Source organism: Micromonospora sp. NPDC049257 (assembly GCF_040678915.1).
Lineage (GTDB): Bacteria > Actinomycetota > Actinomycetes > Mycobacteriales > Micromonosporaceae > Micromonospora > Micromonospora antibiotica.
Map to the genome: position 1 here is coordinate 101,752 of NZ_JBFAQU010000014.1, position 20,912 is coordinate 122,663.

A 20,912-nucleotide genomic window follows, 5' to 3' on the forward strand; every position below is an offset into this window, starting at 1 on the left:
AACCGAGAACCGGGGCCCGAGAACCGAAGTCCCGGGCACTGACCGCGCATGAGGGCTGGCGGCAGGGCGGAGCGCCAGCCGGCCCGGCGGCGGGATGGAGCGGGTCGCCTCGCCGCCGGGACGGAGGGGGCTACTTGACCGCGCCGGAGGTCAGACCGGACTGGATCTGCCGCTGGAAGATCGCGTACACGATGATCATCGGGAGGATGGCGATGGTCAGGGCGGCGAACAGGCCGGACCAGTCGGCCTCGTAGCCGGCATTGACCGAGATGTCGGCGATGCCCTGGGTGAGCACCCACTTGTCCTTGGCGTTGGAGAGCAGCACCAGGGGCAACTGGTACTGCGCCCACTGCCCGATGATGTTGAAGATCGCCACGCTGATCAGGCCCGGCTTCGCCATCGGCAGCATCACCTGGAAGAACAGTCGGGTGTGCGAACAGCCGTCGATCATGCCGGCCTCGGCCACCGAGTTCGGCAGCGTCCGGAAGAACGCGGCCAGGAAGAAGATGGTGAACGGCAGCGAGTAGGCGATGTAGACCAGGATCACGCCGGTGTGGGTGTCCAGCAGGCCCAGGTTGCGGACCACGAAGAACAGCGGCACCAGCGCCAGGAAGACCGGGAAGGCCAACCCGGAGACGAACAGGTAGTAGATCGCCCGGTTGCCCCGGAACTTGTACCGGGCCAGCACGTACGCGGCCATCGAACCGAACAGCATGGTGCCGAAGGTGCTGCACGACACCACGAAGACGCTGTTGAGGAAGTACCGGCCGACGTGCGCCTTGGTCCAGGCCCGGCCGAAGTTCTCCCAGCGCAGCTCCGCCGGCAGCGTCCACGGGCTGCTGAAGATCTCGCCGGTGTTCTTGAACGCGGCCAGGAACGTCCAGAGGATCGGCACGATGACGATCACCGCCCAGACGGCGAGCGCCAGCTGACCGAGCCCGCTGAACAGTCGTACCTCGTGGTGCTCGCCCCGGCCCTTGCGGGTGCGGGCGGCGGGCCGGCCGGGCGGGGTGTCCGCCGCGGCCGGCGGCAGCGTCGTCTGTGCGGCCATGTCAGTACTCCACGCTTTCCCGCTTGGTCAACCGCAGCGTCAGCGCCGCGAACGTGAGGGTGAGGAAGAACAGCGCCACACCCATCGCCGAGGCGTAGCCGTACTTCGAGTAGACGAAGGCGTTGCGGTAGATCTCCACCGCCAGCACCGTCGTCGCGCCGTCCGGGCCGCCGCTGTCCACCGAGAGCACCGCGACGATGGCGAACGCGTCGAACGCGGCGATGCCGAGATAGACCCAGGCCACCTGGAGGGTGTCCCAGAGCAGCGGCAGGGTGACCCGGAAGAACAGCATCACCTTGCTCGCCCCGTCCATCTCGGCCGCCTCGTAGATCTCCCCCGGGATCGAGGCCATCCCGGCCGAGAAGAGCACCACGTAGAAGCCGACGGCCTGCCAGACCAGCACCGCGATGATCGACCACAGGGCCAGGTTCGGCCGGACCAGGAACAGCACCGGGTCCAGCCCGATCTTCATCAGCACGCCGTTGATCAGGCCGGACTCGTTGGGCCGGTACACCATCTGGAACAGCACCGCGATGATGGCCACCGCCAGGACCTGGGGGAAGAAGAACACCACCCGGTAGAACTTCGACCCCCGGACCCCCTGCCGCTGGCCACCCACGCTGCGTCCGCCCACGTTGAGCAGGAAGGCGAAGAACAACGCGATGGCGATCGTGATCAGCGGCAGGGCAAGCAGCAGTACGCCGTGGTGCTGGACCGCCTGCCAGAAGCGCCCGTCGTCGAGCAGCCGCCGGTAGTTGTCGAAGCCCACCCACTGCGGGGCGGACAGCCCCCGCCAGTTGGTCATCGAGATCTGGAACGCCTGCGCGTACGGTGCGATGACGAAGACCACGTACAGCGTGACCGGGGCGAAGAGGAACCCGATCACGAACGGATACTTGCCGTGCCGCATGATCCCGCTACTCCGATCGGTCAGCGCGTGAACTTGGCGACGGAGCTGTCCTTCTTGATGGCGTCGGCCCGCTTCTGGATCCGCTCCACGAAGGCGTCCGCCTTGATCCGGCCGAACATCAGCTCGTTGGTGGCGGTGCGCGCCTCCGTGTCGAGCTCCTTGTACCAGCCGTCGAAGTACAGGTTGAACACGTCCTTGCCGGCGGCGGCGAGGGCGGCCTGCGAGCTGGCCACGCCGGGCGGAAAGGCGAAGCCGGCGCTGCCGGCGGTGACCACGGTCGGGGCCTTGACCACCTCGGTGAAGCCCTTCGCCCCGGCGACCGAGAGCATCTGGCGCATGTACTCCAGACCACCGCGCGGGTTCTTGCTCTTGGCCGAGACGAAGTAGCCCTCACCGGCGGTGGCCCGTACGGCGGTGGCGGGCAGCTTGTCCGAGCCGGTGAGGCTGGGCACCGGCATCAGCTGGTAGTCGAAGCCGGCCGGGGTGTCCTTCTTCTGCTCGCCCTCCAGCCAGTCGCCGCTGGGGTAGAGGGCCAGCTTGTACTGGTTCTGCCGCAGCTGCACGTCGGTGTGCTTGAGCCCCTCGAAGCTCTTGTCGACGTACTTCGCGCCGATCTCCTCCCATGCCTGGGCGGCCTGCTTGACCGCGTCCTGCTGCCAGGCGCCGTCCTCCAGGTTGTCGATGTTCTTGAGTACGTCGGTGCCGCCGATCTTCGCGGCGTGGGTCAGGATGACGTTCCACTGGTAGTAGGCGGCGTTCGCCCCGGCGTAGCCGTACGGGGTGATGCCCTTGGACTTGATGCCGTCGAGCAGGGCGGTGAACTCCGACCAGGTCTTCGCGGGCGCCCAGCCGTTGTCCTTGAACAGCTTGCCCGAGTACCAGATGCCGAAGACGGTGGAGACGTAGTACAGGACGTACGGCTTGCCGTTGAACGAGCCGGCCTCGACGGTGCCGGGGACGACGGTGTCGCGGACCTTCTTGCTCGGGTCGTCGACCGACGGGGCGTCCCACAGCTCGGTGAGGTCCATCAGCTGCCCGTCGGCGACCAGCGAGCCGAAGTCGATCAGCTTCTCGCCGGAGTTGTTGACGAACTCCGGCGGGTTGCCCGAGGCGAACCGGGGCTGGAGCACGGTGGAGACCGCCTGGGTGGACTGGTGCTTGATCTCCGCCTTGGGGAACGCCTTCTTGTAGAGCGGCTCGTGCACGTCGGTGGCGTACTTCTCGCCGTAGCCACCGTTGAAGATGACCACCTCCAGCGGGGCGTCCTCGGCGGCGCCGAGCGGGTTGGTCGCGCTCTTGGTGCCCTCCTCGGCCTTGGTGGTGTCCTCGTCGGAGCCGCTGGTGGCGCAGGCACCGAGCAGGCCGACCACCGGGGTGGCGAGCAGGCCCGCCGCGGCGGTCCGGCCCAGCAGGCTGCGGCGGCTCATCGGGGTCGGGGTCTCGGGGGTGTTCGACATCGTCGTCTCTCCTTGGGTGTCCGGGTCAGGCGGTGCGCCGGAGACGCCCGGCGTACCGCGACTCGAGGGCGAGGTTGTGCGCGTCCCCACCGGGGACGTTGGCGGAGAGGTAGATAGGGGGTACCTCTCCGGCCTGGTGGAACCGTCGGACGACCTCCGCGGTCACCAGTTGCGCCAGCAGCGCGGAGGTGACCGAGGAGACCGCACAGACCGCGCCGCCGCCCTCCAGCGGCAGCAGTGCGTCGCCGTACGGTGCGCCGTTGTCCAGCACGACGTCGGCGAGTTCGGCGAGTCGGCGACCGGACGGGTGGCGGGGCGCGACCCGTGCGGTGTGGGCGACCGAGGTGACCGCGATCAGCGGGTGGCCGTGCCCGGTGACCAGCGTCGCCAGCTCGACGACCGAGCCGTTGATGCCGGACTGGGAGGCGATCAGGAAGACGTCGGCCGGCTGCGGCCGGGCCAGCGGGTAGAGCTGGTGGGCCACGGCCGGGTCGCGTTCCAGCTTGGGGTCGGTGAGCACGTCGCGCGGGGCGTCGCCGTGCAGCACCAGGTCGTGCAGGCCGATCCGGTTGGTGGGGACCAGGCCGCCGGCCCGGGCCACCAGTTCGGCGGCGAACGCCTCGGAGTGGCCGGCGCCGAACGCCTGGAGCACGCCGCCGGCCCGCAGGCTGGTGGCGATCAGGTCGGCGGCCCGGCCGATCGCCTCGGCCTGGGTGTCGAGCAGCCGGTCGAGGACGGGCCGGACGGCTCGCGCGTACCCCTGGGCACTGATCATGACGTGGTCCCCTTCGCGGCCTTGTGCCCGTCGACGGCCTGGGCGGTACGCCGGAAGGCCGCGTGGGCGCGGTCGTGGGTGCGCTGCGCCACGGCGATGTAGAGCAGGTCGAGCACGACGAGTTGGGGGTGCCGGGCGGACAGCGCGTCCGGCCGGAAGGTGGTGGCCTGGCTGGCGGTGAGCAGGACGATGTCGGCCAGTTCGGCGAGCGGGGAGCGGGGGAACCCGGTCAACGCGACGGTGGTGGCGCCCCGGCTGCCCGCCTCGGCGAGCATCTCGATGGTCTCCCGGGTCTGCCCGGTGTGCGAGATGCCCAGGGCGACGTCGCCGACGCCGAGCAGCGCGGCGCTGGCGAGCCCCTCGTGCACGTCGCTCCAGGCCCACGCCGCCACCCCGATGCGGTGCAGGCTGAACTGCATCTCCTCGCCGACCAGGGCGCTGCCGCTGGCGCCGAAGATGTTGACCCGGGCGGCTCCGGCGATGGCGACGGCGGCCCGTTCGACCTCGGCGAGGTCGAGCAGGGTGGCGGTGTCGTGCATGGCGCGGGTGTCGGCGGCCATGATCTGGTCGAGCACCCGGGCCAGCGGGTCGCCGGGCTGGATCTCCCGGCCGATGTCGACGGTCCAGCCGGCCGAGCGGGCCCGGCCGGTCTCGGAGGCGATGCCCAGGCGCAGGTCGGCGTAGCCGTCGAAGCCCATGGCCCGGCAGAACCGGGTGATCGTCGCCGGTGAGGTGCCGCTGCGTTCGGCCAGCTCGACGATGGTGGCGCGGGCCGCTGCCTCCGGGTCGCTGAGCACCTGCTCGGCGACCCGGCGCAACGCTCCCGTCAACTCCCCCGTGCCGGCCCGGACCCTGGCCAGCACTCCGTCCGCGCTGCGCCGGTCGACCGGCTCGGCATCGACCACCGCGGTTGCCGCGGTGGTGTCCGCCTCGTGCTCGGCCATCGACGCGCCTTTCGGAAAAGAGTGTTAACTGTTAGTGGTAAAAGTTCTTACTGAAGGCCCCTTCCTGTCAAGACCATGGGCGAAGTTTTCAAACTGTTACCTGTCGCTACGGCCCGCCACCGGCGCCCGGTCTTGCCCTGCGACACCGCACCGACCAGCATGGACACCCCCACACCAGCGCACCCCCGGGAGGCCCGCGAGGATGTCCGACACCGTCGTGGTCGGCCTCGACGTCGGGGGTACGTCCACCCGGGCCACCGCCCTGACCCTCACCGGCGAACGCCTCGGCACCGGCCGGGCCGGCGGCGGCAACCCCACCAGCCACGGTGCCGAACGGGCCGCCGCCGAACTGTCGACCGCCCTGCGGGAGGCGCTGCGCGACGTCGACCCGACCCGGGTCCACGCCGGGGCGATCGGGCTGGCCGGGGCCGGCCGGTTGCGCGCCGACCCGGCCGGCCGGGCCGCCTTCGACCGGGCCTGGTCGGACGCCGGCCTGCGCTGCCCGTACACGGTGCACAGCGACGCCCTCGTCGGGTACGCCTCCGGCACCGCCGCAGCCGACGGCACGATCCTGATCGCCGGGACCGGGGCGATCGCCGCCCAGGTGTGCCGATGGCGACTGGACCGGGTCGCCGACGGGCACGGGTGGTTGCTCGGCGACGCCGGCTCCGGGTTCTGGCTGGGCCGGGAGGCGGTCCGGCGCCTGCTCGCCGACCTGGACGCGGCCCGGACGCCGGGGCCACTGGGCCGCCGGGTGCTCGCCACCCTGCTGGGGGACGACCGGGTCGCCGACCGGCCCCGAGAGACCGTGGACGCGGTGGTGCAGGCGGTCACCCGCCGGCCGGCGGTGGAGCTGGCCCGGCTCGCCCCGCTGGTGGTCGCCGCCGCCGCCGAGACCGAACCGGTCGCCGTCACGCTGATCGAGCGGGCCACCGGGCTGCTGGCCGACAGCGTCGCGCGGATCCGACCGGCCGACGCGGTGGACCCGGTGGTCCTCGGCGGCGGTCTGCTCACCGGTGACACCCCACTGGCCGTCGCCGTCACCGCGGAGCTGGCCCGGCGGTGGCCGGTCGCGCCCCTGCGTCCGGCCGGCGACGGCGCCTCCGCGGCGGCCTGGCTCGCCGCCCGCGACCTGCCGGGGGCCACCGATCCAACGGCTCTGCACCCGCTGCTCGTACCGGACCCGCCGGTCGACGGGAAGGGAGTCGCGACGGATCGTGTGCTACGGTAACCGGGTTGCAGTTTTGATTTCCGTAGACGTCTCATGGCGCCTGGTGGGTTATCTAAAACCCATCCGGGCGCTTTTCGTTTTTCGTGTCGTTTCGATGCGGGTTATCAACTCGGCGGCTAAGGGTCCGCGCAGTGCGGTCTCTCCACAGCCTGCAGAGGAGCAGACATGACTACAGGTACCGTGAAGTGGTTCAACGCCGACAAGGGCTTCGGCTTCATCAGCCCCGACGACGGCGGTGCCGACGTGTTCGCCCACTTCTCCGCGATCTCGGCGAGCGGCTTCCGCAGCCTCGACGAGAACCAGAAGGTGGAGTTCGACGTCACCCAGGGCCAGAAGGGCCCGCAGGCGGAGAACATCCGCCCGCTCTGATCCACGCTTCACGAACGGCGGCCCGACTGGTTCAGCGGGCCGCCGTTCGGCGTCTCCATCGCTCACCACGGCGACCGGGGCTGAGCGACCAGGGCCGCCCGGCCAGGCGTGAGCCGACGCAGACCCCTCCCGCTACGCGCCACGTTCCACAGCGCCGCCGCCCTGACGGTCGGGGCACGTACGACCCTGGTCCCGATGGAGCACAGCCCGACGCCCCGGCTCCCGATGACCACGGCCGGGGGCCGAGGTGCGCAGCGTTCACCCTGAAAGGCTGATGACTTTGACGACGACCTACTCGGGTCCGGCGAGGCTGATCCTGGCCGACGGCGCACGCATATCCGGCATGGCCTCCCTCAGCACCAACCAACGCGGTGGACTCAACGGCTGGGGTGGCACCTTCCGTCCGGACGAGATCACGACGGACCTTCGCAACGCCGTCGAGGGACTGCAACTGGAACTGCCCTACGACCGCGTGGGAACGGTCGCCGTCACCGGCCTACGCAAACTACTCGCCACGCAGGTGTTGATGTCGCTGGCAGGCCGCGGACCCGCACCATTCTGACCGTACGCCCGCACGGCCCCACCCCGCAGACTCGGTCACCCGTGCCTGCGGGGTGTGCCGCGGCTGCTCAGCTCTGGGTGGGGAAGCCGAGGTTCACCCCGCCGTGGTGCGGGTCCGGCCAACGGCTGGTGACCACCTTGCCCAGGGTGAAGAACCGCACCCCGTCCTCACCGTGGGCGTGCAGGTCACCGAAGAGCGACGCCTTCCAGCCGCCGAACGAGTAGTAGGCCATCGGCACCGGGATCGGCACGTTGATCCCGACCATGCCGACCTGGACCTCGTACTGGAACCGCCGGGCCGCCCCACCGTCGTTGGTGAAGATCGCCGTGCCGTTGCCGTACGGGTTGGCGTTGACCAGTGCCACCGCCGCGTCGTACGAGTCGACCCGGACGACGCCGAGCACCGGGCCGAAAATCTCGTCGGTGTAGATCGACATGTCCGGGGTGACGTGGTCGAACAGGGTCGGGCCCAGCCAGAACCCGTCCGGGTCCCCGTCCGGCACGACGTCCCGACCGTCCACCACCGGCACCGCGCCCGCCGCCACCCCGGCCTCGACGTACCCACGGACCCGCGCCAGGTGCGCGGCGGTGACCAGCGGCCCCAGGTCGCCACCGCGCCGACCGTCGCCGGTGCGCAGCCCGGCCATCCGGTCGGCGATCCGGGCGACCAGGGCGTCGGCGACCGGCCCCACCGCCACCAGCGCGGAGATCGCCATGCACCGCTGGCCCGCCGAGCCGAACCCGGCGTTGACCGCCGCGTCGGCGGCCAGGTCCAGATCGGCGTCGGGCAGCACCACCAGGTGGTTCTTGGCCCCGCCGAGGGCCTGCACCCGCTTGCCGGTCAGCGTCGCGCGCCGGTGCACGTGCCGGGCGACCGGGGTGGAGCCGACGAACGACACCGCCTGCACGTCGGGGTGGTCGAGCAGCGCGTCGACCGCCTCGGCGTCGCCGTTGACCACGGTGAGCACTCCGGCCGGCAGGCCCGCCTCGACGAACCACTCGGCCAGCAGCAGCGCCGCGCTCGGGTCCTTCTCGCTCGGCTTGAGCACCACCGCGTTGCCGCAGGCCACCGCCACCGGCACGAACCACAGCGGCACCATCACCGGGAAGTTGAACGGCGAGATCACCGCCACCACCCCCAACGGCTGCCGCAGGCTGTACGAGTCGACCTCGGTGGACACGTTCGCGCTGAAGCTCCCGCGCGACGCCGAGGCGATGCCGCAGGCGTACTCGATCACCTCGAGGCCGCGCTGCACCTCGCCGGCCGCGTCGGCGAGCACCTTGCCGTGCTCGGCGGTGATCACCTCGGCGAGCCGGTCCCGGCGGGCGTGGACCAGCTCCCGGAAGGCGAACAGCACCGCCGTGCGGCGGGCCAGCGAGGCGTCCCGCCAGCTCCGGGCGGCCCGCCCGGCCACCTCGACGACCATCGCCACCTCGGCCGCGTCAGCCAACGCCACCCGGCCGGTACGCCGGCCGGTGGCCGGATCGAAGACGTCGGCGTACCGCCCGGACGTCCCGTCGATCCGCCTACCGTCGACGAAATGCCCGATCCGGGGCGCGTCGCCCGCCCCCTGCTCGATGTCGGCGAAGTCGTCTTCGCTGTCGGCCGCCGCAGCCACCGGCCCGGCAGCCAGCGGCCCGGCAGCCACCAGCCCGGCAGCCAACGGCGCTCCGGAGGGTGACGTCCCGCCCGGCGTGCTCACCGGGCCGCCTGCGCCGCGACGGCGCACCGGATCGCCTCGACCAGGATGGCCAGCCCCTCGCGGGCCTCGTCCTCGGTGAGGGTCAGCGGCGGGCCCATCCGCAGCACGTTGCCGTGCAGGCCGCCCTTGCCGACCAGCAGGCCACCGGCCCGGCACGCCTCGAAGACCCCGGCGGTCAACACCGGATCGGGCTCCAGCCCGCCGGGTCGGACGAACTCCACGGCGAGCATCAGACCCTTGCCCCGCACCTCGGCGACGCCGTCGAGGTCGGCGACCGTGGCCCGCAGCCCGTCGAGGAGGATCGCGCCCACCCGCGCCGCGTTGGCCTGCAGGTCGTGGTCGCGCAGGTAGTCGAGGACCGCGTTGCCGGCGGCGGTGCAGAGCGGGTTGCCGCCGAAGGTGGAGAAGCTGATCGCCGGCACCGACTCCATGACGTCCGCCCGGCCGACCACGCCCGCCAGGGCGAACCCGTTGCCGATGCCCTTGGCGAAGGTCAGCAGGTCCGGGGTGACCCCGTGCGCCTGGTAGCCCCAGAAGTGCTCGCCGGTGCGCCCCCAGCCCGTCTGCACCTCGTCGGAGATGAGCAGGATGCCGTGCTCGTCGAGCACCTTGCGCCAGCCGGCGAACAGCCCGTCGGGCGGGGCGACGAAACCGCCGACCCCCTGGATCGGCTCGGCGATCAGGCAGGCCACGTCGCCGCTGGTCTGGGTGGCGAGCACCTCGCGCAGGTCCTCCACGGCGGCCTCCGTCCGGTCGGCCTCGGGCAGCCGGGCGAGCAGCCCGCGCAGCCGCTCACCGGAGTGCAGAAAGGCCACCTGGAGCGGATTGTGCGCGCTGGCCGTCCAACCCCCGTTGCCGGTGATCCCCATCGTCGCGTACGACCGGCCGTGGTAACTGTTGCGGACGGCGAGGATCTGGTGCGACCGGCGGTGGTTGGTGGCGACCAGCAGCGCCGCCTCGTTCGCCTCGGTGCCCGAGTTGGTGAAGAAGACCCGGGCGTCCGGGATGCCGGCGAGCGAGGTCACCCTCTCGGCCAGCTCCACCTGTTGCCGGATCAGATAGAGGGTGGAGGTGTGCACCAGACCGGTCCGCAGTTGACGCTCCACCGCCTCGCGGATCTCCGGGATGTCGTAGCCGATCATGTTGGTCAGCACACCGCCGAAGAAGTCCAGGTAGCTGCGGCCCTGGGCGTCGGTGACCCGGCGGCCGGACCCGGCGACCAACTCGATCGGCTCGGCATAGTAGAGCGGCATCCAGGACGGGAGCACGGCCCGGTGTCGGGCCAGCAGGTCGTCGGCGGTCATCGGCACACCCTTCAGCGGCGGCGGCTTGCGCGTCCTCCGCACGCTGCCACCCCGACCGGCCGGCGACAACTGGCACTGTGTAGCCCGGCGTCCGTCCCCGCCTGACACCGCGTCACCCGGCCCGGTGTCGTCGGGCCCGTGCCGGGGCCGAGGTCGCCGGCCCGCGCTCAGCCGGCGGCGGTGTCCCGGATCGCCTCGGCGAACACCTCGGAGCGGTGCTCGAAGTTACGGAACCGCCCGTAGCTGGGCGCCGCCGGGGAGAGCAGCACCACCCCGCCGGCCGGGGTCACCGACCGGGCCAGCCGGACCGCGTCCACCAGGTCGTCCACCAATTCGGTACGCACCTTCGGCAACCCGGCCAGCGCCGCCACGATCCGGGGACCACTGTCGGGAATCCCGATCACGGTCAACTCCCGCTCGGCCAGGTGCTCGGCCAGCGGCGTGTAGTCCAACCCCCGGTCGGTGCCACCGACGATCACCGTCAACGGCCGCCCGTCGTACGCGTCGATCGCGTGCATCGCCGCGTACGGGCTGGTGGCGAGGGTGTCGTCGACGAAGGTGAGGCCGGACGGGTCGGCGATCTCGGTGAGCCGGTGGGCCAGCCCGTGGAACCCGGCGACCGCCACCGCCAGGGTGTCCTTGTGGGCGACGACGTCGACCCCGAGCGCGTCGAGCACGGCGAGCGCCACGCACAGGTTGCCCGCGTTGTGCCGGCCGACCAGCGGCAGCACCCCCCGGGCGAACAGCGGCCGGTCGCCGAGGTGGAACCAGTCGGTGCCGTCCGGGCCGGTGCCGACGTGCACACTGTCGGGCAGGCCGGCCCGGATCGCCGCCCGGTCGCCCAGCTCCAGGGCGAGACGGGGGTCGTTGCCGTTGACCACCACCGTGCGGGGGCCGTACGCGATCAGGTTGAGCTTGTCGCGGTAGTACTCGGCCTCGCCGCCGTGCGCGTCCAGGTGTTCGGGGAACAGTGCGGTGACCACCGCGACCCGGGGCGAGTCGGTCAGGTCGCTGCACTGGTAGCTGGACAGCTCCAGCACGTACGACTCGGCGTCGGGCAGGTCGAGGGTGGGCACCCCGATGTTGCCGCCCAGGACGTTGGGCCGGTCCACCGCCGCGAGCAGGTGACTGATCAGGCTGGCCGTGGTCGACTTGCCCTTGCTGCCGGTGACCCCGATCGTCCGGTCGGCGTGGTCGGCCATCCACAGCGCGGTGCCCTGGGTGACGGTGACCCCCTTGGCGCGCAGCTCGACCAGCCACGGGTGGGTGTTGGGCACCCCCGGGGAGCGCACGACGACGTCGGCGGCGGCCAGCCGGGCGTACCCCTGCTCCCCGGTGACCAGCGGCGCGGCCTCGGCGAGCGGCCCCTCCCAGGCCACGGCGAGGAAGTTGGCGCTGTCGTCGACGGCGACCAGGTCCGCCGGGCCGTGCGCGGCGATGGCGGTCACGGCGGCGCGGCCCTCGCGGCCGGCCCCCCAGACGGCGACGGTACGGCCGCGCAGATCGGACAGGCGCACGAACTCTCCCTCAGGTGTCGACGGTGGTGCGGCGGCCGGTCCGGCGCAGCGGACCCGGCCGGACGGACCAGGGCCTAGTATGGCGTGTGCCCAACGAGCAGCTCCGGCGGATGGACGCCTTCACCTTCCCGTCGTACTCGTTCGACCCCGCCACCGGCGCGGCGTCGTTCGACTACGCCCTGACCGGTCCCGACGGCGAGCAGCGGTTCACCGAGGTGATCACGTTACCGGTGCCGGCCGCGCCGCCGTCGGACGAGACGGTCGCCACCCTGGGCCGGGTCCTGGAACTGCTGCACGTGGTGGCCGGGGTCAGCTACTACAAGGCCGCCGCCCCGCCGCGCCTGGTGCTGCCGACGCCGCTGGGCGGGGCCGCCACCGCGCTGGTCACCGCCGTCTACACCAAGGGTCTCGCCGAGTACGCCTACCGCAACCAGCTCCCGCACGTGCTGCAGCTGCGCCCCGAGGTGCCGGCCGGCGAGGTCCCGCCACCCCGGGTGTACGACGACTCGGACCGTCGGCCGCTGTCGGCCGTCGGCGGGGGCAAGGACTCCATCGTCAGCCTGGAGGCGCTGCGCCGGGGCGGCTTCGACCCGGTGCCGTTCTCGGTCAACCCCAACCACGTGATCGTCGCGGTGAACGAGGCGTCCGGGTTGCCGGCGCTGGCCGCCCGCCGGCGGCTCGACCCGGTGCTGTTCGACCTGAACGCGGCCGGGGCGCGCAACGGGCACATCCCGGTCACCGCGATCAACTCGCTGATCGCGGTCGCCACCGCCGTGCTGCACGGGCTCGGGCCGGTGGTGATGTCCAACGAGCGGTCCGCGTCCGACCCGAACCTGATCTGGAACGGTCACGAGATCAACCACCAGTGGTCCAAGGGGGTCGAGGCCGAGGGGCTGCTGCGGGCGGCACTGGCCGAGCACGCCGGGCTCACCGAGCCGTACTTTTCGCTGCTGCGTTCGCTGTCGGAGCTGCACATCGCCCGGCTGTTCGCCACCATCGACCGCTACGACGCGGTGGTGACCAGTTGCAACGCCGCGTTCAAGCTGCGCGACGCCAGCGCCCGCTGGTGCCGCGACTGCCCGAAGTGCCGGTTCGTCTTCCTGGCCATGGCCCCGTTCATGCCCCGGGACCGGGTGGTCGGCATCTTCGGCGGTGACCTGCTGGCCGACGAGACGCAGATCCCCGGCTACCGGGAGCTGCTCGGCGTGGACGGGCACAAGCCGTTCGAGTGCGTCGGCGAGGTCGAGGAGTCGGTGGTGGCGTTGAGCCTGCTCGCCGCCCAGGACCAGTGGCGCGACGCCCCGGTGGTCCGCACCCTGGTCGACGCGGTCCCCGCCGCCGCCTGGTCGACGGCCGCCACCTCCGACGTCTTCACCCCCGCCGGCCCCCACCACGTCCCCGCCCCCTACGCCAAAACCCTGGACACCCTGACCTGACCCCCCTCCCCCGCCCCCTCCCCGCTCCCCCTCCCCCCACCCCCATCACCCCGGTGATCAAGAGGTTCGCGTCACCAGGGCGGCAAATTCTGACGCAAACCTCTTGATCACCGTGAACCTGCCGGCCGGGCAGTCGGTGATCAAGAGGAATACGTCATCCGGACAGCGAAATCTGACGCAAACCTCTTGATCGCGGTCGACGGGCAGACCGCGTAGGCGGTGATCAAGAGGAATGCGTCACCCCGCCGACGAAATCTGACGTATTTCTCTTGATCACCGGAGACGGGCCGGGGGCGGGCGGGCACGGGCCGGGGGCGGGCGGGCACGGGGCGGGGGCGGGCACGGGGTGGGGGCGGGGCGGAAGGGCGGTGGGGTGGGGAGGGGCGTCAGGGGGTGCGGATGGCGTCGAGGGCCAGTAGGGCTACGTGGAGGGAGAGGCTGGTCTCGACCGAGTCGAGGTCGACGCCGAGGATTCGGCCGATCCGGGCCAGTCGCTCGTAGAAGGCCGGGCGGGACAGGTGGGCGGCAGCCGCGCCGGCCGACTTGTTGCGGCCCTGCTCCAGGTAGGCCCGCAGGGTGCCGAGCAGTTGCTCCCGGGGGTGTTGGGCGTCGTGGGCCAGTAGCGCGCCGAGTTCCCGTTCGACGAAGGTCTGTAACCGGGGCTCGTCGCGCAGCAGGTGCAGCAGACCGGCCAACCCGACGTGCGGCAGCCGGAAGACCGGCAGTTCCCGGCTGTCCCGGCGGGCGGCCTCGGCGAGCTGCCGGGCCTCGACCAGCGACCGGCGTACCTCCCGCAGGCTCCCCACTCCGGAGCCGGCGGCGACGATCACCGTCAGCCGGTGGCTGTTCCCGCCGGACGGCGGCGGGTCGGGGTGGCGGCGGCGCACGGCGGCGGCGAAGGCGGCGAGGGCGCGTTCCTCGGCGGCGGCGTCCGGCAGGGCGAGCAGGACACCCACCGCCTGGTCGTCGACCGGACTGGTCAGACCGGACAGCTTCGTCTCCCGCAGCGCCTGGCCGACCGCCTCGGCGAGATCCCGCAGCCGGGCCGGGCCGGCCTGCGGGTCCGCCGGGGCCGGTGTCGGCCAGGTGGCCGGGTACGCGGGAGGGCCGGCTCCGTCGACGGGTGGCCCGCCCTCGCCCGGTGCGGGGGTGCCCGCCGGGGCGGCGCGGCGGTGCCGGACCATGATGCCGACCAGGTGCCGGCGGTCGAGGGTCACTCCGAGCGCCCGGGCCCGCAGGGCGATCTCGTCCACCGGGCGGGAGTGGTCGAGCAGGGCGGTGAGCAGGGTACGGTGCAGTTGCCGTTCCAGTCCTTCGGCGTCGCGGCGGATCAGCCGGCCCAGCGCCAGCGTCGAGGCGGCCCGCTCCACCAGGATGGTCAGCCGGGTGGGCGGCGTGCCGACGGGCCGACCGTCGCCGAGGCCCGCCCGTGCCGGCCAGCGCAGCAGCAGCCGACCCCAGTCCTGCCCGCGCGCGCCGACGGTGGTCACCAACCAGCCGCTGTCCCCGTCGTACGCGGTCCGGCCGGTGGGACGGATCCGGCGGGAGTGCTGCTCCCAGCCGTCGAGCAGCAGGTCGGCGCTCTCCCCCGCCGGGTCGTAGGCGAGCACCTGCCGGGACAGGTTCTCCAGCACCACCGGGCAGCCGGCCAGCTCGGCGGCCTGCCGGACGACCTCGGCCGCCCCGGCACCCTCGACGGACAGCTCGGTGAACCGCTGGTGGATCTCCTCGGTGGCCCGCAGCTCGTGCAGTTGGGCGTCGACGATCTGGGCGTGCACCGCCTCGGTGATCCGGACGAACGGGGTGGCCCGCCGCAGCTCGACCAGGGGCAACCCGCGCCGCTCGGCGGCCACGGCCATCACCCGGGGCACCTCGGTCGGGTAGCGGCGGCCCAGCTCGACCACCAGACCGGAGACGCCCACCTCGGCGAGGTCGCCGATGAAGGCGCGGAGCCCGGCGTCGTCGGCCGGTAGCCCGATGCCGGTGGTGAGCACCAGTTCACCACCGCCGAGCAGGGTGGCGATGTCGGGCACCTCCGCCACGTGCACCCAGCGCACCGGCCGGTCCAGGCCGGCCTCCCCCGCCACCAGTCGCGGTGCGCCCCGACGGACCGGGTCCAGCGCCAGCACCTCACGGACGGTCGGGAACACGGGCGACACGCTACCCTCCGTGACCCCGGGTCCCGCCATCCGCCGTCCGTCGCCGCCCCGACGACGAGGGCGGCCCCGCCGGCCGGGGCGGTGACCCGTCCCGGCCGGCGGCGCGACGGTCAGTCGACGCCGAACTCCATCGCGGCCCGGTCGAGGGCCTCGTCGTCGGCCGAGGCGACGCCCCGGGAGGCGATGGCCTCCGCGCCGCCCTGCGGCATCGCCCCGATCAGCCCGGTGGAGGCGGCCTGGGCCGCGCCGACCGCCCGCTGGGGGGTCCCGCCGCCGACCAGGCCGAGGGTGGCGTACTGCTCCAGCTTGGCCCGCGAGTCGGCGATGTCCAGGTTGCGCATGGTGAGCTGCCCGATCCGGTCGGACGGGCCGAAGGCCGAGTCCTCGGTACGTTCCATCGACAGCTTGTCCGGGTGGTAGCTGAACGCCGGGCCGGTGGTGTCCAGGATCGAGTAGTCCTCGCCCCGGCGCAGCCGCAGGGTCACCTCGCCGGTGACGGCGGTGCCGACCCAGCGCTGCAACGACTCGCGCAGCATCAGTGCCTGCGGGTCGAGCCAGCGGCCCTCGTACATCAGCCGGCCGAGGCGGCGGCCCTCGTGGTGGTAGTTGGCCAGGGTGTCCTCGTTGTGGATGGCGTTGACCAGCCGCTCGTACGCGGCGTGCAGCAGCGCCATGCCGGGGGCCTCGTAGATGCCCCGGCTCTTGGCCTCGATGATCCGGTTCTCGATCTGGTCGGACATGCCCAGGCCGTGCCGGCCGCCGATGGCGTTGGCCTCCAGCACCAGGTCGACGGGGCTGCCGAACTCCTTGCCGTTGATCGTCACCGGGCGGCCCTGGTCGAAGCCGATGGTGACGTCCTCGGTGGGGATCTCCACGGACGGGTCCCAGAACCGGACCCCCATGATCGGGCTGACCGTCTCGATGCCGGTGTCGAGGTGCTCCAGGGTCTTGGCCTCGTGGGTGGCCCCCCAGATGTTGGCGTCGGTGGAGTACGCCTTCTCGGTGCTGTCCCGGTAGGGCAGGCGGCGTTCGAGCAGCCACTCCGACATCTCCTTGCGGCCACCCAGTTCGGTGACGAAGTCGGTGTCCAGCCACGGCTTGTAGATCCGCAGCTGCGGGTTGGCCAGCAGGCCGTACCGGTAGAACCGCTCGATGTCGTTGCCCTTGAAGGTCGAGCCGTCGCCCCAGATCTGCACGTCGTCGGAGATCATCGCCCGGACGAGCAGGGTCCCGGTCACGGCCCGGCCCAGCGGCGTGGTGTTGAAGTAGGCCCGGCCGCCGGAGCGGATGTGGAAGGCGCCGCAGGTCAGCGCGGCGAGGCCCTCCTCGACCAGGGCGGCGCGACAGTCGACCAGGCGGGCGACCTCGGCGCCGTAGCTGAGCGCACGTCCGGGCACCGAGTCGATGTCGGGCTCGTCGTACTGGCCGATGTCAGCGGTGTAGGCGCACGGGACGGCGCCCTTGTCGCGCATCCACGCGACCGCGACCGAGGTGTCGAGGCCGCCGGAGAAGGCGATGCCGACACGTTCGCCGATGGGCAGGGAGGTGAGAACCTTGGACACAGGAAAGATTATGCACCTGGCCGCATTCTCATGCAAATAGCCGGTGGTCGTGGTGGCTACCCGTCGACCGGGTCGTCCCGGCCCAGCTCCCAGAACGCCACCGCCGCCGCTGCGGCCACGTTCAACGAGTCCACGCCACGCCGCATCGGGATCACCACCCGCACGTCGCTGGCCGCCTGGGCCGCCCCGGTCAGCCCCGGGCCCTCCGCCCCCAGCAGCAACGCCGCCCGCGCCCGCTGCGCCGACGTCAACCGCTGCATGGGTACGGCGTCCGCCGCCAACGTCATCGCGAGCACGGTGAACCCCGCCTCCCGCACCTGGTCCAACCCCACCGGCCAGCGCTCCAGCTTCGCGTACGGCACCGCGAACACCTCCCCCATGCTGACCCGCACGCTGCGCCGGTAGAGCGGATCGGCGCAGGACGGCGAGAGCAGCACCGCGTCGATGCCGAGCGCGGCGGCCCCCCGGAAGATCGCGCCGAGGTTGGTGTGGTTGTTGATGTCCTCCAGGATCACCACCCGACGGGCGGCGGCCAGCACCTCGGCGGCGGTGGGCAGGGGCTTGCGGTGGAACGAGGCGAGCACGCCCCGGTGGACGTGGAAGCCGGTCGCCTTCTCCAGCACGTCGGGGGTGGCCGCGTAGACCGGGACGTCCCCGGTGTCCAGGTCGGCGAGCTGGTCGACCCGTTTCGCGTCCACCAGGTACGACCGGGCCGGATAGCCGGCCCGCAACGCCCGGCGCAGCACCAGCTCCCCCTCGGCGATGAACAACCCGTGCGGGGGTTCCCACCGGGTACGCAGCTCGACGTCGGTCAGCGCGCGGTAGTCGGCGATCCGGGCGTCGTCGGGGTCGGTGATCTGGTGAACGGGCACCGCCCGATTCTGCCGGGTGCCCCGGCGCGCACCTGCGGGGCGGTCCGGCGCACCGCCCGCCGGAACCCGGTCGCCTTCCCCGACCCGGTCGCCTTCCCCGACCCGGTCGCCTTTCCCGACCCGGTCGACCTCCCGCCCACGGGCAGGTTCCCGGACACCGTCGCCTTCCCGGGCACCGTCGCCTTCCCGGACGCGGGCGGGTTTCCCGGGCCGGACGGGGTTTCCCCGGACGCGGGGCGGGAAGGGGGCGGGAAAGGGACGCGACCGGAGGGACCACCACGATGAGCGCAACAGGCACCGCCGACGGCAGCTTGCCGAAGAACGCCACGGTCGCCGACCACATCGTGGCCCGCCTCGCCGAATGGGGGGTGCACCGCTACTTCGGGTACCCCGGCGACGGGATCAACGGGATGACCTCCGCGCTGCAACGAGCCGGCGGCCGGGTGGAGTTCGTCCAGGTACGCCACGAGGAGACCGCCGGTTTCGCCGCCAGCGCCCACGTGAAGTACGGCGGCGGCCCACTCGGCTGCGCCCTGGCGACCAGTGGCCCCGGCGCGATCCACCTGCTCAACGGCCTCTACGACGCCAAGCTCGACCACCAGCCGGTGGTGGCCCTGGTCGGCAACACCGCGCTGACCGCCGAGGGCGGCGGCTACTACCAGGAGGTCGACCTGCTCGCCCTCTACAAGGACGTCGCCTCGGACTTCCTGGCCCAACTCGACGACCCGTCCCAGGTGAGGCACCTGGTGGACCGGGCCTGCCGTACGGCGCTGTCCCGCCGGACGGTGACCGCACTGGTGCTCCCGCTGGACGTGCAGGACGAGCCGGCGGTACCGGATCCACCGCACGCGCACGGCTACTACCACACCAGTTCGGTCCCGAGCAGCATGCCGACGGTGCCGCCGGAGGCGGAGCTGCGCCGCGCCGCCGAGGTGCTGCGCGGCGGCGAGAAGGTGGCGATGCTGGTCGGGCAGGGCGCGCTCGGTGCCGAGCAGGAGGTACGCCTGATCGCCGACCGGCTGGGCGCGGGGGTGGCCACCGCCCTGCTCGGCTTCACCGCCGTCGACCACCGTGAGCCGTGGGTGACCGGGGCGATCGGCCTACTCGGCACCCGACCGAGCTGGCAGCTGATGCAGGACTGTGACCGGCTGCTGATCGTCGGCAGCAACATGCCGTACTCGGACTTCTATCCGCCGCAGGGGCAGGCCCGTGCGGTGCAGATCGACCTGGACGGGTCCCGGATGGGGCTGCGCTACCCGACGGAGGTCAACCTGACCGGCGACGCCGGCCCGACCCTGCGGGCGCTGCTGCGGGAGCTGGGCGACGGTCCCGCCCCGACGGCCTGGCGGGCGACCGTCGCCGACGCCACCTCGGCGTGGCGACGCGCCCAGGCGGACCTGGCCGGGCAGCCCGCCGACCCGGTGAACCCGCAGCTGTTGTTCCACACCCTCAACGACGCACTGCCCGACGACGCCATGATCGCCGTCGACTGCGGCACCGCCACCGCCTGGTACGCCCGCCACCTCCAGGTCCGCCCCGGCATGCTGGCCAGCCTCTCCGGCACCCTGCTGTCGATGGGCGGCGCCATGCCGTACGCCCTCGCGGCGAAGTTCGCCCACCCCGACCGGCCGGTGGTGGTGTTGATCGGCGACGGGGCGATGCAGATGAACGGGGTCAACGAGTTGATCACCGTGGCGAAGAACTGGCGGCACTGGGCCGACCCGCGTTTCGTGGTGCTGGTGCTCAACAACCGGGATCTGGCGTTCGTCAGTTGGGAGCAACGCTCCACCGAGGGCAGCCCGCGCTATCCGGCCAGCCAGGACGTGCCGGACGTGGCGTACCACCGGTGGGCCGAGGTGCTGGGCCTCGACGGCGAACTGGTCGACTCCCCCGACCAGGTCGCCGGCCTGTGGCGTCGGGCCCTGACCGCCGACCGTCCCGTGGTGGTGAACGCGATGGTCGACCCGGCGGAGCTGATGCTGCCCCCGCACTTCACCCTCGACCAGGCCCGCAAGACGGCGGCGGCCCTGCTGCGCGGCGACACCGACCGGGCCGGCATCGTCCGCCGGGGCATCCCCGCCACCCTGGCCACCTACCGCCCCCGCCGCAAAAACCCCTGACCACCCACCCACCCGCCAGCCCACCCACCCGCACCGCCCGGAGCGGGACCGGACCGCCCCGCCCAGCCTCCGCGCCGGACCGCGGTGATCAAGAGGTTTACGTCAAGCAGAGCCCCATTCCTGACCTGAATCTCTTGATCACCGGGCCAAGCCGGGGTGGGGTGAGCCGGGGTTTGGGTGGTTTTGAGTGGGGGTGGGGTTCGGGGGGTGGTGGGGTCGTATTGGGTGGTTAGGGTGCGAAGGATGGGGCGTGGGGTGGTTGTCGCGATGGTGGGGACGGACGGGTCAGGAAAGTCGACCCAGGCCAGAGGGCTGGTGGGGCGGCTGAACGAGGCGGGGATACCCGCGACCTACCTCGAGAATGCCGGTGGACGGCCGCTGTGGAACCGGCTGGCGCGGGCGGTGGGCCGTCGCGACGGCGTGCATCTGTTCGGACGGCGTGCCTACCCGGTGCTGGAGGCGACGGTACGGTGGGTGGCGCTGGCACGTGCGGTGGCGGTCACCCGGTTGACCGGGCGGGTCGGGGTGATGGACCGTTGGACCTGGTGCCAGTACGTGATCATGCGAGCCCGCGGCGACCGGGGTGTCGGGCTGGTCCGCGCCGCGTACGCCCTCTTTCCCCGGCCGGACCTGGTCTGTTTCCTGGCGGTCCGGCCGGAGCTGGCCCAGCGACGGGTGCTGGAGCGGGGCATCGACACCGAGGAGTTGGCCCACCTGACCGCGCTCGACGCCGGTTACCGGGCGCTACCGGAGTTCGGCAGCTTCACTCTGGTCGACGGCAACGCCGCCCCGGCGACGGTGGCCGACGCCCTGGACCGGGCGGTCGCCACGGTGACCGGCAGGCGGTAGGGGTTTTGAGGCCACTCGAACATGGATCGAGCGCGATCTTGCACCTCGGTGCCACGCACGAACCCCGGCTGCGCGACCTGGGCGTACCGGCC

At 72.3% G+C, this 20,912-nt stretch carries 17 protein-coding genes; 6 read left to right on the forward strand and 11 right to left on the reverse strand.

All coding sequences use genetic code 11. The features are described 5' to 3' along the window. Positions 1 to 130 precede the first annotated feature (130 nt). Genes AB0K25_RS20820 through AB0K25_RS20840 form a run of 5 tightly spaced genes read right to left on the reverse strand, consistent with a single transcriptional unit; the run spans position 131 to position 5,137 of the window. Positions 131 to 1,051 (reverse strand): carbohydrate ABC transporter permease, encoded by a 921-nt coding sequence (locus AB0K25_RS20820; protein WP_219463627.1) that lies wholly within the window; start codon positions 1,049 to 1,051, stop codon positions 131 to 133. 1 nt (position 1,052) lies between these two features. Then, positions 1,053 to 1,961 carry a sugar ABC transporter permease gene (locus tag AB0K25_RS20825; RefSeq protein ID WP_208570895.1) on the reverse strand — a complete coding sequence of 303 codons (909 nt, stop codon included), beginning with the start codon at positions 1,959 to 1,961 and terminating at the stop codon, positions 1,053 to 1,055. Positions 1,962 to 1,981: 20 nt separating this feature from the next. After that, complete coding sequence (gene ngcE, locus AB0K25_RS20830) at positions 1,982 to 3,418, reverse strand: N-acetylglucosamine/diacetylchitobiose ABC transporter substrate-binding protein (RefSeq protein WP_219463629.1); 1,437 nt, start codon at positions 3,416 to 3,418, stop codon at positions 1,982 to 1,984. 25 nt (positions 3,419 to 3,443) lie between these two features. After that, positions 3,444 to 4,193 (reverse strand): SIS domain-containing protein, encoded by a 750-nt coding sequence (locus AB0K25_RS20835; RefSeq protein WP_208570897.1) that lies wholly within the window; start codon positions 4,191 to 4,193, stop codon positions 3,444 to 3,446. After that, positions 4,190 to 5,137: a MurR/RpiR family transcriptional regulator gene (locus tag AB0K25_RS20840; RefSeq protein WP_208570898.1), complete on the reverse strand. Its 948-nt coding sequence runs from the start codon at positions 5,135 to 5,137 to the stop codon at positions 4,190 to 4,192. Before AB0K25_RS20840 ends, AB0K25_RS20835 begins: the two co-directional genes overlap by 4 nt. A 202-nt stretch (positions 5,138 to 5,339) precedes the next feature. Here AB0K25_RS20840 and AB0K25_RS20845 point away from each other — a divergent pair, with 202 nt between their 5' ends. The 3 genes from AB0K25_RS20845 to AB0K25_RS20855 all read left to right on the forward strand — a co-directional run bounded on the left by AB0K25_RS20845 (position 5,340) and on the right by AB0K25_RS20855 (position 7,299). After that, on the forward strand, positions 5,340 to 6,368 hold the full coding sequence (locus AB0K25_RS20845) for a BadF/BadG/BcrA/BcrD ATPase family protein (RefSeq protein WP_363822072.1): 1,029 nt from the start codon (positions 5,340 to 5,342) through the stop codon (positions 6,366 to 6,368). 165 nt (positions 6,369 to 6,533) lie between these two features. Further along, positions 6,534 to 6,737 (forward strand): cold-shock protein, encoded by a 204-nt coding sequence (locus tag AB0K25_RS20850; protein ID WP_043326981.1) that lies wholly within the window; start codon positions 6,534 to 6,536, stop codon positions 6,735 to 6,737. A gap of 274 nt (positions 6,738 to 7,011) precedes the next feature. Beyond that, positions 7,012 to 7,299 carry a hypothetical protein gene (locus tag AB0K25_RS20855; protein WP_208570907.1) on the forward strand — a complete coding sequence of 96 codons (288 nt, stop codon included), beginning with the start codon at positions 7,012 to 7,014 and terminating at the stop codon, positions 7,297 to 7,299. 67 nt (positions 7,300 to 7,366) lie between these two features. On the opposite strand, the gene AB0K25_RS20860 is transcribed toward AB0K25_RS20855, so the two are convergent. The 3 genes from AB0K25_RS20860 to murD form a co-directional block, all read right to left on the reverse strand. Continuing rightward, positions 7,367 to 8,848, reverse strand: a complete 1,482-nt coding sequence (locus AB0K25_RS20860; protein WP_363822121.1) for a CoA-acylating methylmalonate-semialdehyde dehydrogenase — start codon at positions 8,846 to 8,848, stop codon at positions 7,367 to 7,369. 149 nt (positions 8,849 to 8,997) lie between these two features. Then, positions 8,998 to 10,305, reverse strand: coding sequence for an aspartate aminotransferase family protein (locus tag AB0K25_RS20865; protein WP_208570900.1), 1,308 nt, complete (start codon positions 10,303 to 10,305; stop codon positions 8,998 to 9,000). Between the two features lie 167 nt (positions 10,306 to 10,472). Continuing rightward, entirely contained in the window at positions 10,473 to 11,822 is a 1,350-nt protein-coding gene (gene murD, locus AB0K25_RS20870; protein WP_357537159.1) for a UDP-N-acetylmuramoyl-L-alanine--D-glutamate ligase, read from the reverse strand. Between the two features lie 86 nt (positions 11,823 to 11,908). Between murD and AB0K25_RS20875 the strand changes: the two genes are divergently transcribed. Then, a complete protein-coding gene (locus tag AB0K25_RS20875; RefSeq protein WP_219463632.1) occupies positions 11,909 to 13,258 on the forward strand; it encodes a hypothetical protein in 1,350 nt (449 codons plus the stop codon). Between the two features lie 386 nt (positions 13,259 to 13,644). Here AB0K25_RS20875 and AB0K25_RS20880 read toward each other — a convergent pair whose 3' ends face one another. The 3 genes from AB0K25_RS20880 to AB0K25_RS20890 all read right to left on the reverse strand — a co-directional run bounded on the left by AB0K25_RS20880 (position 13,645) and on the right by AB0K25_RS20890 (position 17,851). After that, positions 13,645 to 15,447, reverse strand: coding sequence for a PucR family transcriptional regulator ligand-binding domain-containing protein (locus AB0K25_RS20880; protein ID WP_363822077.1), 1,803 nt, complete (start codon positions 15,445 to 15,447; stop codon positions 13,645 to 13,647). Positions 15,448 to 15,527: 80 nt separating this feature from the next. Next, entirely contained in the window at positions 15,528 to 16,979 is a 1,452-nt protein-coding gene (gene argG / locus AB0K25_RS20885) for an argininosuccinate synthase (protein WP_363822080.1), read from the reverse strand. A gap of 56 nt (positions 16,980 to 17,035) precedes the next feature. Continuing rightward, the gene (locus AB0K25_RS20890) at positions 17,036 to 17,851 is read right to left on the reverse strand and encodes an RNA methyltransferase (protein ID WP_357537163.1); all 816 of its coding nucleotides are present in this window, start codon (positions 17,849 to 17,851) and stop codon (positions 17,036 to 17,038) included. 281 nt (positions 17,852 to 18,132) lie between these two features. Between AB0K25_RS20890 and AB0K25_RS20895 the strand changes: the two genes are divergently transcribed. Both AB0K25_RS20895 and AB0K25_RS20900 read left to right on the forward strand, forming a co-directional pair. Then, positions 18,133 to 19,971, forward strand: a complete 1,839-nt coding sequence (locus tag AB0K25_RS20895) for a thiamine pyrophosphate-requiring protein (RefSeq protein ID WP_363822083.1) — start codon at positions 18,133 to 18,135, stop codon at positions 19,969 to 19,971. Positions 19,972 to 20,214: 243 nt separating this feature from the next. After that, a complete protein-coding gene (locus AB0K25_RS20900; protein WP_363822085.1) occupies positions 20,215 to 20,820 on the forward strand; it encodes a thymidylate kinase in 606 nt (201 codons plus the stop codon). Positions 20,821 to 20,912 lie beyond the last annotated feature (92 nt).